This window comes from Kibdelosporangium persicum, assembly GCF_013280595.1.
In the GTDB taxonomy this organism is placed as follows: domain Bacteria; phylum Actinomycetota; class Actinomycetes; order Mycobacteriales; family Pseudonocardiaceae; genus Kibdelosporangium; species Kibdelosporangium persicum.
Genome location: NZ_JAAATY010000023.1, coordinates 82,715 through 94,931 on the forward strand (window position 1 = coordinate 82,715; position 12,217 = coordinate 94,931).

Annotated in this window: 14 protein-coding genes; 10 read left to right on the forward strand and 4 right to left on the reverse strand. The window is 68.9% G+C overall.

The features are described 5' to 3' along the window. Nucleotides 1-73 precede the first annotated feature (73 nt). Together GC106_RS32580 and GC106_RS32585 are read left to right on the forward strand one after the other, a co-directional pair. Nucleotides 74-631 (forward strand): TetR/AcrR family transcriptional regulator, encoded by a 558-nt coding sequence (locus GC106_RS32580; protein WP_173138550.1) that lies wholly within the window; start codon nucleotides 74-76, stop codon nucleotides 629-631. Continuing rightward, complete coding sequence (locus GC106_RS32585; RefSeq protein ID WP_173138552.1) at nucleotides 619-1,779, forward strand: FAD-dependent monooxygenase; 1,161 nt, start codon at nucleotides 619-621, stop codon at nucleotides 1,777-1,779. Before GC106_RS32580 ends, GC106_RS32585 begins: the two co-directional genes overlap by 13 nt. A gap of 258 nt (nucleotides 1,780-2,037) precedes the next feature. Here GC106_RS32585 and GC106_RS32590 read toward each other — a convergent pair whose 3' ends face one another. Continuing rightward, nucleotides 2,038-2,718 (reverse strand): CDP-alcohol phosphatidyltransferase family protein, encoded by a 681-nt coding sequence (locus GC106_RS32590; RefSeq protein WP_246367356.1) that lies wholly within the window; start codon nucleotides 2,716-2,718, stop codon nucleotides 2,038-2,040. Nucleotides 2,719-2,769: 51 nt separating this feature from the next. Between GC106_RS32590 and GC106_RS32595 the strand changes: the two genes are divergently transcribed. From GC106_RS32595 to ribA, 6 genes are read left to right on the forward strand one after another with little or no spacing between them, the layout of a single operon-like run. After that, nucleotides 2,770-3,738, forward strand: a complete 969-nt coding sequence (locus tag GC106_RS32595) for a zinc-dependent alcohol dehydrogenase (RefSeq protein WP_173138555.1) — start codon at nucleotides 2,770-2,772, stop codon at nucleotides 3,736-3,738. 29 nt (nucleotides 3,739-3,767) lie between these two features. After that, nucleotides 3,768-4,178: a 6-pyruvoyl trahydropterin synthase family protein gene (locus GC106_RS32600; RefSeq protein WP_173138698.1), complete on the forward strand. Its 411-nt coding sequence runs from the start codon at nucleotides 3,768-3,770 to the stop codon at nucleotides 4,176-4,178. Further along, nucleotides 4,139-5,227 carry a glycosyltransferase family 4 protein gene (locus tag GC106_RS32605; RefSeq protein ID WP_312873047.1) on the forward strand — a complete coding sequence of 363 codons (1,089 nt, stop codon included), beginning with the start codon at nucleotides 4,139-4,141 and terminating at the stop codon, nucleotides 5,225-5,227. Before GC106_RS32600 ends, GC106_RS32605 begins: the two co-directional genes overlap by 40 nt. Then, complete coding sequence (locus GC106_RS32610; protein WP_173138557.1) at nucleotides 5,215-6,021, forward strand: class I SAM-dependent methyltransferase; 807 nt, start codon at nucleotides 5,215-5,217, stop codon at nucleotides 6,019-6,021. Before GC106_RS32605 ends, GC106_RS32610 begins: the two co-directional genes overlap by 13 nt. After that, nucleotides 6,018-6,932: a lysylphosphatidylglycerol synthase transmembrane domain-containing protein gene (locus GC106_RS32615; RefSeq protein ID WP_173138559.1), complete on the forward strand. Its 915-nt coding sequence runs from the start codon at nucleotides 6,018-6,020 to the stop codon at nucleotides 6,930-6,932. Before GC106_RS32610 ends, GC106_RS32615 begins: the two co-directional genes overlap by 4 nt. Then, nucleotides 6,929-7,549, forward strand: a complete 621-nt coding sequence (ribA, locus tag GC106_RS32620) for a GTP cyclohydrolase II (RefSeq protein WP_173138561.1) — start codon at nucleotides 6,929-6,931, stop codon at nucleotides 7,547-7,549. Before GC106_RS32615 ends, ribA begins: the two co-directional genes overlap by 4 nt. 57 nt (nucleotides 7,550-7,606) lie before the next feature. On the opposite strand, the gene GC106_RS32625 is transcribed toward ribA, so the two are convergent. Beyond that, on the reverse strand, nucleotides 7,607-8,302 hold the full coding sequence (locus GC106_RS32625; protein WP_173138563.1) for a creatininase family protein: 696 nt from the start codon (nucleotides 8,300-8,302) through the stop codon (nucleotides 7,607-7,609). A gap of 8 nt (nucleotides 8,303-8,310) precedes the next feature. Then, complete coding sequence (locus tag GC106_RS32630) at nucleotides 8,311-9,141, reverse strand: transglutaminase domain-containing protein (RefSeq protein WP_217281263.1); 831 nt, start codon at nucleotides 9,139-9,141, stop codon at nucleotides 8,311-8,313. 52 nt (nucleotides 9,142-9,193) lie between these two features. Between GC106_RS32630 and GC106_RS32635 the strand changes: the two genes are divergently transcribed. Beyond that, nucleotides 9,194-10,099, forward strand: a complete 906-nt coding sequence (locus tag GC106_RS32635) for a nucleoside hydrolase (RefSeq protein ID WP_173138567.1) — start codon at nucleotides 9,194-9,196, stop codon at nucleotides 10,097-10,099. Here the strand turns inward: GC106_RS32635 and pdxR are convergent. After that, on the reverse strand, nucleotides 10,071-11,537 hold the full coding sequence (pdxR, locus tag GC106_RS32640; protein WP_173138569.1) for a MocR-like pyridoxine biosynthesis transcription factor PdxR: 1,467 nt from the start codon (nucleotides 11,535-11,537) through the stop codon (nucleotides 10,071-10,073). The genes GC106_RS32635 and pdxR overlap by 29 nt on opposite strands. 28 nt (nucleotides 11,538-11,565) lie before the next feature. Here pdxR and GC106_RS32645 point away from each other — a divergent pair, with 28 nt between their 5' ends. Next, a complete protein-coding gene (locus tag GC106_RS32645; protein WP_173138571.1) occupies nucleotides 11,566-12,174 on the forward strand; it encodes a LysE family translocator in 609 nt (202 codons plus the stop codon). Nucleotides 12,175-12,217: the final 43 nt, after the last annotated feature.

The window sequence follows — 12,217 nt, forward strand, 5'->3', positions numbered from 1 at the left end:
CCCGGCAGGTCTGGGGTAGGTTGGTCATGCGCCTTGGACAACTGCCCAAGGCGCATGACCAAAGGAGTGGGGTATGACGTCGCCGATGGCCGCACGGGGCCGGGACGTGCGGCGGCGCCTGACCGCGGCAGCGGTCGAGCTGATCGCGGAAAAAGGCTGGTCAGCGGTGAGTACGCGGATGCTCGCCGAACGGGCAGGCGTCGCGCCGGGCTTGGTGCACTACCACTTCCCGTCGTTGCGGGCGTTGCTCACCGAAGCGGCGATCGGAGCGATGCGCGAGGCCGTCGCGGGCATCGAACCCGCGTCGGATCTCGTCGACGGGCTGCTCGGCCCGCTGGACGCGTACACCGGCCGCGACCCTGTCTCGCTGGTGTTCGTCGAGACCTATCTCGCCGCGACCCGTGACGAGCAGGTGCGGTCGGCGATCAGCGCGTTGGTCGCCGAGTTCCAAGGCAAGGTCGCCGGATGGCTGGCCGACCGCGGGGTTGTCGCGCCGGAGGCGACAGCGGCCGTGCTGATGGCGACGATCGACGGCCTGATGGTGCACCGTGCCCTGAACCCCATGGCCAGGACGGACCTCCGGCCGGTGCTGCGCCGGCTGGTCGAAGGGGGTGCGGTGTGCGGATCGTGATCTGCGGAGCGGGCATCGCGGGCCTGACGCTGGCGAACCAGTTGGCCGGCCGTCATGACGTGACCGTCGTGGAGAAGGCGCGGGGCCCGCGCCCGCAGGGCTACATGATCGACTTCTTCGGTCCCGGCTACGACGCCGCCGGCAGGATGGGCCTGGTGCCGGACCTGGAGTCCGTGGGATACCGGGTCAGCGAGGCCGTCTACCTCGACGAGACCGGCCGCCGCCGGGCCGGGCTGCCGTTCGGCACCTTCGCCAAGGCAGTGTCCGGAAAGCTGATCAGCATCATGCGGCCCGACCTCGAAGCGGTCCTGCGTGCGGCTCTTCCGGCGTCGGCCGACCTGCGGTTCGGGACGTCGGTGACGCACATCGAGAACTCCCCGGACCGCGTCCAGGTCACGTTGTCCGACGGCAGCACGATGAGCGCGGATCTGCTGGTCGGTGCGGACGGAATCCATTCCGCCGTCCGCCGCCTGGCCTTCGGCGACCAGGATTTCGTGCGCTGCCTCGGCTTTCACACGGCGGCGTACGTCTTCGACGATCCCGCGGTGCACGCCCAGGTCGCGGACCGCTTCTGCCTGACCGACACCGTGGGCAGGCAGTTCGGCTTCTACGCTCTGCGCGACGGCCGGGTCGCTGCGTTCGCCGTGCACCGCACGCCCGATCCCACGTTGCCGCCGGACCCTCGCGAGGCGGTCCGCACGACCTATGCGGACCTGGGATGGATTGTGCCGCAAGCGCTTGAGGCGTGTCCTGGAGCGGAAGACGTGTACTACGACCAAGTCGCGCAGACGGTGTTGCCACGGTGGAGCCGCGATCGCGTGACGTTGGTCGGCGACGCCTGTCACGCCGTTTCGCTGCTCGCGGGTCAAGGCGCGTCGCTTGGTATGGCGGGTGCGTACGTTCTCGCGGCTCAGCTCGACAAAGCGCCTGTCGCGGACGCCTTGGCGCGCTACGAAGAACTGTGGCGCCCGGTCGTCGAGGAGAAACAACAGGTCGCCCGCGACGGCGCTCGCTGGTTCCTGCCTGCGTCAGAGAGTCACCTGCGGATCCGCCGTGCGGCGATGCGGCTTGCCAGGGTCCCCGGCGTCAGCCGGTATCTGGCCGGGACGATCGCGGGCAAGACCACCGCGGTGATCCGGCAACTCTGACCCGAAGGGAATTTCGGCGTGCCGGAATGGTGCACTCGGGGTGCCGGAATGGTGGATACGGGGTGCCGGAATGGTGGACACGGGGTGCCGGAATGGTGGACACGGGGGCACGCGTCATGGTCCCAGCTCGACTGGACACAGTGGACGACGTCACGGTGAAAGGCCTGAGCATGACCGACGTCTGCGGCATGCCGCTGATCCTGCGTGGCCGCGGCCGCCGGGGTCGACATCAGCGACATCGACGTGTGCAACGTGATGTCAGGCCCGCGAACGGTACAACCAGCGCACATCCCGGCTGAACGACCACAACAGTGCGCCTAATGCGACGGCCGTGATCAGCGACGACGTCCAGACCGGGAACAAGCCCGAAGCGGCGGCGACCAGGATGATCCCCTGCATGGCGGCCACGGTCTTGCGGGCCATGCTGTGCGGCAACGCTTTGTTGAGCCACGGCAACGCCCAGCTCGCGGCCACGAACACGTACCGCATGGCGCCGATCAGCAACACCCACGGCCCCAGTGAGTGGGCCACGAACACGCTCAGGATGAGGATCAGGAACGCGTCCACCTCCATGTCGAAGCGTGCGCCCAACGGCGTCGCAGAACCCGTGCGCCGCGCGATCTGACCGTCGATCGCGTCGCCGACCAACGCGACCGTGGCGATGACGGCGAGCAGAAGCAACGGCACAGGCCGCCAGAACGAGTCGACGACGAGGGCCGTCACGCTCCCCACAAGCGCGGCTCTGGCGAGAGTGACGCGGTTGGCCGCTCCCACGCTCGTCGCGTCGGCCCGGAACAAGGCTGTCGTCACCATGCCGCCGAGCACGACCGCGTAGGTCGCACCCGCCAGCCACCCTTCAAAGCCCAGCGGAGTGACCGTCGCCAGCACAGTGACCAGCACCAACTGTGCGACCACGGCCACAAAGGGCTCGACGGCCAACGCAGCCCTCCCACTTAAGGTGATCGAAAGCCTGAGTGGAGGGTAGAACGGATGGAACGGGCGTTCTGGGTGCGTTCGGCTGGTCACGGCGAGGTTGAGCCTGTTCATGTGCATCAACACGCGCCGGGCGAGGTGTTGGTTCGAACTCTTTTCAGCGGGGTGAGCCGGGGGACCGAGACACTGGTCTTCCGGGGTGAGGTGCCGCGGAGCCAGTGGGAGGCGATGCGGGCGCCGTTCCAGGAGGGTGACTTTCCCGCGCCGGTCAAGTACGGCTACCTCAACGTCGGTGTGGTCGAGGACGGACCCGCCCACCTCACCGGGAAAACCGTGTTCTGCCTCTATCCACATCAGACCCGTTACGTCGTGCCGGCCACGGCGGTGACGGTGGTTCCGGACACCGTTCCCGCCGGGCGGGCGATCCTGGCGGGCACGGTCGAGACCGCCGTGAACGCCGTGTGGGACGCCGCGCCGATGGCCGGCGACCGGATCGCCGTGATCGGGGCCGGCATGGTCGGCGCGTCCGTGGCCAAGGTGCTGGCGGGTTTTCCCGCCGTCCGAGTCCAGTTGGTCGACTCCGATCCGGCGAAGGCCGGGATCGCGGCGGCGCTGGGAGTCGAGTTCGCCACGCCGGGACAGGCCAGGGACGGCTGTGATCTCGTCGTGCACGCCAGCGCGACCGAGGCGGGTCTGGTCCGGGCGCTGGAGCTGCTCGCCGAGGACGGCGAGGTGATCGAGATGAGCTGGTACGGCGACCGGCGGGTGAGTCTGCCGTTGGGCGAATGGTTCCACTCGCGCCGGTTGACCATCAGAGCGAGCCAGGTGGGAGCCGTCGCGAAGGCGCGGCGCGGCAGCCGCGGCTATGCCGACCGGCTCGCTGTGGCCCTCGACCTGTTGGCCGACCCGGGGTTCGACGCGCTGATCACCGGGGAATCCCCCTTCGACGAGTTGCCTCGGGTGATGAGTTCTTTGGCCAATGGTGAACTGCCTGGCCTTTGCCACCGTATTAGGTACGACGGGTGACGATTCGAACCGATTGGGAGGGCCCCCGGGTGTTCAGCATCACCGTCCGCGATCACGTCATGGTCGCTCACAGCTTCCATGGCGAGGTTTTCGGACCCGCGCAGCGGCTGCACGGCGCCACGTTCGTCGTGGACGCCACGTTCAGCCGGCCCGAGCTGGACGACGACAACATCGTCGTCGACATCGGACTCGCCACCGAACAGCTCAAGGACGTGCTCTCGCCGCTCAACTACCGCAACCTGGACGACGAGCCGGACTTCAAGGGCGTGAACACCTCCACCGAGTTCCTCGCCAAGGTGATCGCCGACCGGCTGGCGGACCGGATCGGCGAGGGCAAGCTCGGCGAAGGCGCCCGCGGACTGTCCGAAATCACCGTCACACTGCACGAGTCGCATGTGGCGTGGGCGAGTTACCGGCGATCACTGGAACCGTCGCCGTGATCACCTTTGTTGTCCCTGGCGACATCGACGACCAGACGGTACCGAGCGGCGGCAACGTGTACGACCGCCGGATGAGCCGCGCGCTCGGTGCCCACGAGGTCGCGGTCGCCGGGACATGGCCGACACCGGACGAGGCGGCTCGTCAGGAGCTGGCGAGCGCCCTCGCGGATCTCGACGACGGCGCCACCGTCCTGATCGACGGGCTCGTCGCGTGCGGTGTCCCGGAGGTCGTCGTGCCGCAGGCACAACGGTTACGCATCGCAGTGCTCGTGCATCTGCCGCTGGCGGACGAGACCGGCCTCGAACCTGACCTCGCCACCGAGTTGAACACCCGGGAACGGGAGACGCTGCACGCCGCGGGTATGGTCATCGCGACCAGCCCGTGGGCGGCGCGCCGGATCGTGTCGCACCACTGGCTTGACGCGGACCGTGTCCACGCCGTGCCGCCGGGCACCGACCCCGCGCCGCTCGCACCGGGCACAGACGGGCGCTCGCGGCTGCTCTGCGTGGCCGCGGTGACGCAGCGCAAGGGCCAGGACCGCCTGGTCGAGGCCCTGGCGGAGGTCCGTGACCTGCGGTTCGAGTGTGAGCTCGTCGGCTCGTTGCGGCGCGACACCGACTACGTGCTGCGGCTGCACGAGATGATCAAGGAGTGCGGACTGGCCGACCGGGTCACGCTGGCCGGTCCGAAGACGGGCGCCGAGCTGGAAGCGAGTTACGCGGCGGCGGACCTGTTCGTGCTGCCGTCGCACACCGAGACGTACGGGATGGTCCTGACCGAGGCACTGGCTCGGGGAATCCCTGTGCTGGCAACGAGAGTCAGCGCGATGCCGGAAACCGTCGGGCGTGCGCCCGACGGGACCGTGCCCGGCATCCTCACCTGGAAGTTCGCCGACGCGCTGCGCCGGTTCCTGACCGACGCGCAGTTGCGGGACGGAGTGCGCGCCGCGGCTCGCGCCCGGCGGGAGACGCTGACGGACTGGGACGCCGCCGCGCGTGAGCTGGCCGATGTACTGGCCGACTTGGAGGAACCGGCATGTCGGCGATGAGCAACCGCACCACGTATCCGGCCGAGTGGCTGTCGCTGCGCGAGGACGCGGACGCGGCGGCCAGGTCGGCCGGACTGGTCGAGCCGCTGCGGGCGTACCTCGGTGACCGGCCCGGCCTGATCATCCGGGACCTCGGCTGCGGCATCGGCTCGATGGGCCGGTGGCTGGCCGGCCGGCTGCCGGGGCCGCAGCACTGGATCCTGCACGACCGTGACCCGGGCCTGCTGTCGCGTGCGGTCGCCGGGTTGCCGCGGACCGTCACCGTCACCGGTGAACTGCAGGACATCACCCGGCTGCGGGCCACCGACCTCAGCGGAACCTCGCTGGTGACCGCGTCGGCACTGCTCGACCTGCTGACCGCGGACGAGATGGCCGAGCTGGTCGGGGCCTGCGCCACGATCCCCGTGCTGTTCACGCTGTCGGTGGTCGGCCGGGTGGAGTTCGAACCGGCCGACGCGCTCGACGGCGAACTGGTCAAGGCGTTCAACGCCCACCAGCGGCGCACGGTCGAAAGACGCCGCCTGCTCGGCCCCGACGCCGTGGACACCGCCGCCGAACTCTTCCGACGACAAGGAGCGACCGTGCACCGCAGGCCCAGCCCGTGGCGGCTTGGCGCAGGCGACGCCGCACTGATCACCGAGTGGCTGCGTGGCTGGGTGGCAGCCGCGGTGGACCAGCGGCCCGGACTCGCCGAGCACGCCGAGGCGTACCTCGGCCGCAGGCTCGGGGACTCCGGCCTGCGAGTCGTCGTCCACCACGAGGACCTGCTCGCGCTGCCGGCAGGTGCCCCGTGAAGAAGGTGTGGGCGTGGGCGCGGCTGCTGGCCGGCGCCGGAATCCTCGTCGCGCTTTTCCTCCAGCTGGGTACCCAGACCTTCGTGGACGGGCTGCGCGCGATCACCGTGGGTGAGGTCCTCGCGGCGCTCGGGATCGGACTGGCGACCACAGTGCTCAGTGCGTGGCGCTGGTGCCTGGTCGCTCGCCGGCTCGGGCTGCGGCTCTCGCTTCCCCGTGCGGTGCTGGACTACTACCGCGCGTTGTTCCTCAACGCGGTGCTGCCCGCGGGCGTTCTCGGTGACGTGCAACGTGCCGTCGAACATGGACAGCAGGAAGGAGACCTCGGCCGAGGCGTCCGAGCGGTTGTCCTGGAACGGATCGCGGGCCAGGCCGTGATCATCGTCGCCGGGGTCGCCGTGCTGCTCGCGGTTCCGTCCCTCGGTCTTCCCCGTGACATCATCCTGATCGTCCTCGGCGCACTCGCTGTGATCGCGGCCGCCTTCGTGGCCGGGAAACGCTGGGCGCGCAACAACACCGGGCTGTCAAGGACCATCGCGGACATCCGGGCGGGGCTTCTTGCCCGTAACGCGTGGCCCGGAATCACGCTACTGTCGGCAGCAGCACTGGCCGGGCACATCTGCCTGTTCGTGGTGGCGGCACAGGCCGCCGGATCGACAGCGCCGATCGCCCAGCTGGTTCCGCTGATGGTGCTGTCGTTGCTCGCGATGGGGCTGCCGGTGAACATCGGAGGCTGGGGGCCGAGGGAAGGCGTGGCCGCGGTGGTGTTCGGTGCCGCCGGTCTGGGCGCCGCCCAGGGACTGACCACAGCGGTGGTGTACGGAGTGCTCGCGCTGGTCGCGAGCCTGCCCGGGGCCGGAGTGCTGATACTGCGCGCGCCGGTGCTGCGGAGATTGGACAAGGCACTATGACGGAACTTGCCGGCTTCACCCGACGAGCGGCCGAGACACGGCTTCCCACCCGGTACGGTGACTTCACCGCGATCGGATACCAGGACCCGGCGTGCGCGATCGAACACATGGCGCTGGTGTACGGCGACATCACCGCCCGTGACCCGTTGACGAGAGTCCATTCCGAATGCCTGACCGGTGACGTGTTCGCGTCGACCAGGTGCGAATGCGGCGACCAGTTGTCCGCGGCGATGAAGGCGATCGTCGCCGATGGCGCGGGAATCGTGATCTACCTGCAGGGCCACGAAGGCCGGGGGATCGGCCTGCTGGCCAAGCTGAAGGCGATGCGGTTACAGGAGGACGGCCTGGACACGGTGGACGCCAACGTGGCGTTGGGACTGCCGGTGGACAGCCGTGACTACCAGGCGGCCGCCGACATCCTGCAGGACCTGGGCGTTCCCGCGATCCGATTGCTGTCCAACAACCCGCACAAGGTGGAGTCGCTTTCGCAGTACGGAATCCGGATCTCCGAGCAGGTTCCGCTGCTGATCGACGTGAACGACGACAACCTGCCGTACCTGAAGGCCAAGCGGGAGCGGCTGGACCACTACCTCCCCCAACTCGACGACATCCGGTAAACCCCCTCGTGAGTGTTTATCCGGGTTCTAACCCTGATAAACACTCACGAGGGGGTTTCAGGCGAGGGCGGTCAGGACGGCCGCGAAGGAGGTCACCAGGCTTGCCAGGACGTCGCGGCCTTTCTCGGCCGTGGCACGCGACGGCAGGCCGATGACGCCGGACCGCGTGTAGGCCTGAAGCCCCAGTGTCAGCATGTGGTCACGGTTGTCCGCGAGGTGGTCGTGCTGGGCGTAGTCGGCCTTCACGACCTCCGGGTGAGCGTGCAGCAGAATGGACACCTCGAGCTCGCCCGCGTGCATGTCGCTGGCCATCGGCGTCTCGATGCCACCGGCCGTCCTGGCGTTGTTCCAGTCCACTTCGGTCGGGAACAACGCCATCCCGGTCGATTCCTGGACCACGTTGCCCAGCACGTAGTTCCCGCCGTGCCCGTTGACCAGGACGAGCTTGTGCACGCCCGACTGCCGCAGCGACGCGGCGATGTCCCGTACCACGGCGTACAACGTCGGCGCCGAGATGCTGACGGTGCCGGGCCAGGCCGCGTGTTCATGGGAGCACGAGATGGTGATCGGCGGCAGTTCGAGGAGCGGGTAGGCGGTGCTCAACGCGCGGGCGACGGTGGAGGCGATGATGGTGTCGGTCGCCAACGGCAGGATAGGACCGTGCTGCTCATGGCTGCCGACGGGCAGGATCGCGACCTGCGGTCGCTGGTTGCGCACGTCGACTGTCGTGGTCAGTGGCAGGAACTGCGTCATGTCACCCTTCAGGCGATCGCTTCCTCGCGGTGCCGCGCCGTGTTCAGCACTTTAGCCGGGACACGGATCCGCTCGTCGTGTGCCAGCAGGCGTTTCAGCTCGTCGGTGGGTGCGCCGGGGTGCTCGGTCAGGGTGGCCAGGTGGTCGAAGAACGCCATGTCGACGGGATCTGCCGGCTCGGGCATGATGCCCCACGCGTCCCACGGCAGCAGCGGGGTGCCCAGCAGCGCCGCGGCGTCGCGCATCATGTTGCCCGCGATCCACCAGTAGCCGGTCTCGTTGAGGAAACTGAGCCCGAACGTGTCCGGGTCCTTCTCGCCCGCGCGGCACAACTGCCACGCCGTGCCGGCCGTCAGGAACTTGTCCCGCGGCACGTCCGTGACGTCGAAGTCGATCGGGAACTTCTCCTTCTGCACGTCGTCGATCTGGCTGTCGACCAGGACCCAGCGGGACCCGTTCCAGTACTCGCAGACCCAGTGGTCCTCGTGCGACCCCTCAGTGAAGTACGAGCCGAACCCGCAACGCGCCCGGGCCGAGATCCCGCGCGACTGCAGGATCGAGACGAGCAGCACGGTGAAGTGGCGGCAGTTGGCGGCAGTTCGCTCGCCGGGCGAGCGGGCCACGCCGAGCGGCCGGTCGTCCTCGCCGACAATGGCCGACAGCAGCTCCTCCACCGGCCTGATGTGCACCGTCTCGCGGTCCTGTTCGGACAGTTCGACGTCGTAGAAGTGGGCCAGGTGCTCGTGGATCAGCAGACCGTGACCGACCGCGGTGAGTCCTTCGATGTCCTGGGGCAGCGCGTCGAACAGGCCGGCGTTGCGGCCGGGAGACGTCAACATGCCGTCGATAGTGGCGGAATTTCCGCCGGATTCGCAACTATTGTGGCGAAGCATGACCGATGTGGTGCTCGACTGCGATCCCGGCCACGACGACGTGTTCGCCATGCTCCTGGCGGCCGCGCATCCCGCCGTCCGCCTGCGCGCGATCACGACTGTCGCCGGAAACGGCCCACTGGGCCAGGTCACCCGAAACGCGCTCAGGATCTGCGCGCTGGCGGGTATCGACGTCCCCGTCGCGGCCGGGCTTTCCCAGCGGGGAACCGGGAACGCGCCGTCGATTCACGGCGAAAGCGCGCTGGACGGCGCGGATCTGCCGGAACCCGCGGACGTGCCGGCCGACGAGGACGCGGTGTCGTTGACCGAACGACTGCTTGACGAAGGACCGTTGACGATCATCGCGACCGGCCCGCTCACGAACGTGGCGGCGCTGCTGCGCAGACGGCCGGATCTGCGGCCGTCGATCGTGTTCATGGGCGGCAGTTGCGGCCGCGGGAACTGGCGGCCTTTGGCGGAGTTCAACGTCTGGGCCGATCCCGAGGCCGCGGACGTCGTGCTGACCAGCGGCCTGCCGGTCACGATGTGCGGGCTGGACGTCACCCACCAGGCCACCGCGACGCCGGACGTGTTCGACAGGCTGCGGGAAATGGCGACGCCGTTGGCCGGCACGCTGGCGGATTTGCTGCGGTTCTTCGCATCCACGTACGACGAGGTGTTCGGGATGCCGGATCCGCCCGTGCACGACCCGGTCGCGGTCGCCGCCGTCGCCGAACCCGGCCTGCTGACGATGGTCGACGCGCCGGTGGCCGTGGAGCTGACCGGGACGCATACCCGTGGCGCCACCGTGGTGGATTTGCATGGCGTGACAGGAAAACCGGCCAACGCGCGGATCGCGGTGGGACTTGATCGCGTGAGGTTCTGGGACGTGCTGCTCAGTGCTGTCGAACGACTTGGCCGATAGTCGCGATGCCCGCGTGGATGTCGCTCGGGTTGTTCGCGGCGTACCCCAGAATCAGGCCGGGCCGATACGGGCGCTGACAATGCCACGACAGGGGCTGGACCTTCACGCCTTGCCGCAGGGCCGCCGCGGCGAGGTCCACATCGGAGAACCCGGCGTCGAACGTGATCATGATGTGCAACCCCGCCGCGGCACCGTGCACGACCGCGCCGGGCAGGTGTTCCCGGACGGCTTCGACCATCGCGTCGCGCCGCCGGACATGGCGCCTGCGCAGGAACCTCAGCTGCCGCTCCAGCTCCCCGCTGGACATCAGCTCGGCGAGCACCAGTTGGGGCAGCGCGGCGTTGCCGAGATCGGCCAGGCGCTTCGCGGCGATGATGGCGTCCCGGTATCTCGCCGGTACGAGCAACCAGCCGACACGCAGCGCCGGAGCGAGCAATTTGGACACACTGCCCGCGTAACACACGCGTTCGGCCAGCATCGAGCGCAGCGCGGGGACGGGCGGCCGGTCGTAACGGTGTTCGGCGTCGTAGTCGTCCTCGATGATCAGCCCATCCCAGCTCATCACCTGACGGCGTCGATCACCGTCCAGGATGACACCGGTCGGGAACTGGTGCGCGGGCGTCATCATGACCGCACCGACTCCGCTGTCGCGCAACACATCGACGCGCAGTCCAGCGTCATCCACCGGTATGGGCGGCGTTCTGAGTCCTGCGTTACGCATGTGCTGTTGAACGCCCAGTGATCCGGGATCTTCCACCGCGACTTCGGTGATCCCGTCGGCTTGCAGCACCTTGGCCAGGAGACCAAGCGCTTGCGCGACTCCGGCGACGATGACGACCTCGCTCGGGTCCACGCGGATGCCACGGGTCCGTGCCAGCCATGTCGCCACGGCCAGCCGTAGGGCTGGTGTGCCGCGCGGGTCGCCGTAACCGAACGCCGCCGGTTCCAGTCTCGCGAAGACGGTCCGTTCCGCCCGCAACCAGGCCGAGCGGGGGAACGCGGCGAGATCCGGCACGCCAGGGGAGAGGTCGATCCGTGCCGTGGCGGCGCGAAGCGAGTCGAACACGTCGTCCGCCGGATCTGTGGCGAACACGTCCGCGGTCGACGGCGGCCGGTACGGTTTGGCCGTCGGTGCTGCTTTCGGCACGGCGACGACCACCGTCCCGCCGCGGCCACGGCCAGCGACGTGACCGTCCTCGATCAGCCGCTGGTAGGCCTCGGTGACCACGCCCCGGGAGACGCTGAGGTCGGCGGCGAGCACCCGGGTCGCCGGCAGCCTGCTGCCCACCGGCAGCCGGCCGTCGGACATCGCCAGCCTGAGCCGCTCGGCCAGCCAGTCGGCCCGGCCGCCCGCGGGCGCGTCCTCGATCCGGAGCTGGAGGAAGTCGGACCCGGAAGTTATGGACCTCTCGACCGGGCCTGGTTTGGCCCTACTCATGGGACCATTATGGCAGCAGAGTACCGGCATGAGCATCGCATTCCTGGTCACGACCCTGATCGCGGTCGCGACGCCCGGCACCGGTGTGCTCTACACGCTGGCCGCGGGCCTGACCCACGGCCGCCGTGCGAGCGTCATCGCCGCCTTCGGCTGCACGCTGGGCATCATCCCGCATATGGTCGCCACCATCACCGGTCTGGCGGTACTGCTGCACGCCAGCGCGCTGGCGTTCGAGATCGTCAAGTACCTCGGCGTGGCGTACCTGATCTACATGGCCTGGAGCACCCTGCGCGACCGGACCGCGCTGACGGTGGAGCAAGCACCCGCTCGGTCGTCGACGAAGATCGTCGTCTCGGCGGTCCTGATCAACATCCTGAACCCGAAGCTGACGATCTTCTTCGTGGCCTTCCTGCCGCAGTTCGTCAGCGCGGACGATCCGGCCCGGCTGTGGCGAATGGTCGAGCTGAGCTCGGTCTTCATGCTGCTGACGTTCGTGGTCTTCGCGCTGTACGGGATTTTCGCCGCGGCCATGCGCGACCGCGTGATCTCCCGGCCCACGGTGACGGCCTGGCTGCGCCGTTTCTTCGCCGGCTCCTTCGTGGCCCTGGGCGCGAAACTGGCCTTCACCCAGGTGTAGCCCGCTACACCACACAGGCAGGGAGTTCGCGCGATCGACGGCA

What these genes read in the sequence shown, in the direction of transcription:
- GC106_RS32630 (WP_217281263.1), bottom strand. Translation starts at nt 9,141, where the DNA reads ATGTTGACGTCTCCCGGCCGCAACGCCGGCCTGTTCGACGCGCTGCCC.
- GC106_RS32625 (WP_173138563.1), bottom strand. Translation starts at nt 8,302, where the DNA reads ATGACGCAGTTCCTGCCACTGACCACGACAGTCGACGTGCGCAACCAG.
- GC106_RS32645 (WP_173138571.1), top strand. Translation starts at nt 11,566, where the DNA reads ATGAGCATCGCATTCCTGGTCACGACCCTGATCGCGGTCGCGACGCCC.
- GC106_RS32610 (WP_173138557.1), top strand. Translation starts at nt 5,215, where the DNA reads ATGTCGGCGATGAGCAACCGCACCACGTATCCGGCCGAGTGGCTGTCG.
- GC106_RS32635 (WP_173138567.1), top strand. Translation starts at nt 9,194, where the DNA reads ATGACCGATGTGGTGCTCGACTGCGATCCCGGCCACGACGACGTGTTC.
- pdxR (WP_173138569.1), bottom strand. Translation starts at nt 11,537, where the DNA reads ATGAGTAGGGCCAAACCAGGCCCGGTCGAGAGGTCCATAACTTCCGGG.
- ribA (WP_173138561.1), top strand. Translation starts at nt 6,929, where the DNA reads ATGACGGAACTTGCCGGCTTCACCCGACGAGCGGCCGAGACACGGCTT.
- GC106_RS32595 (WP_173138555.1), top strand. Translation starts at nt 2,770, where the DNA reads ATGGAACGGGCGTTCTGGGTGCGTTCGGCTGGTCACGGCGAGGTTGAG.
- GC106_RS32580 (WP_173138550.1), top strand. Translation starts at nt 74, where the DNA reads ATGACGTCGCCGATGGCCGCACGGGGCCGGGACGTGCGGCGGCGCCTG.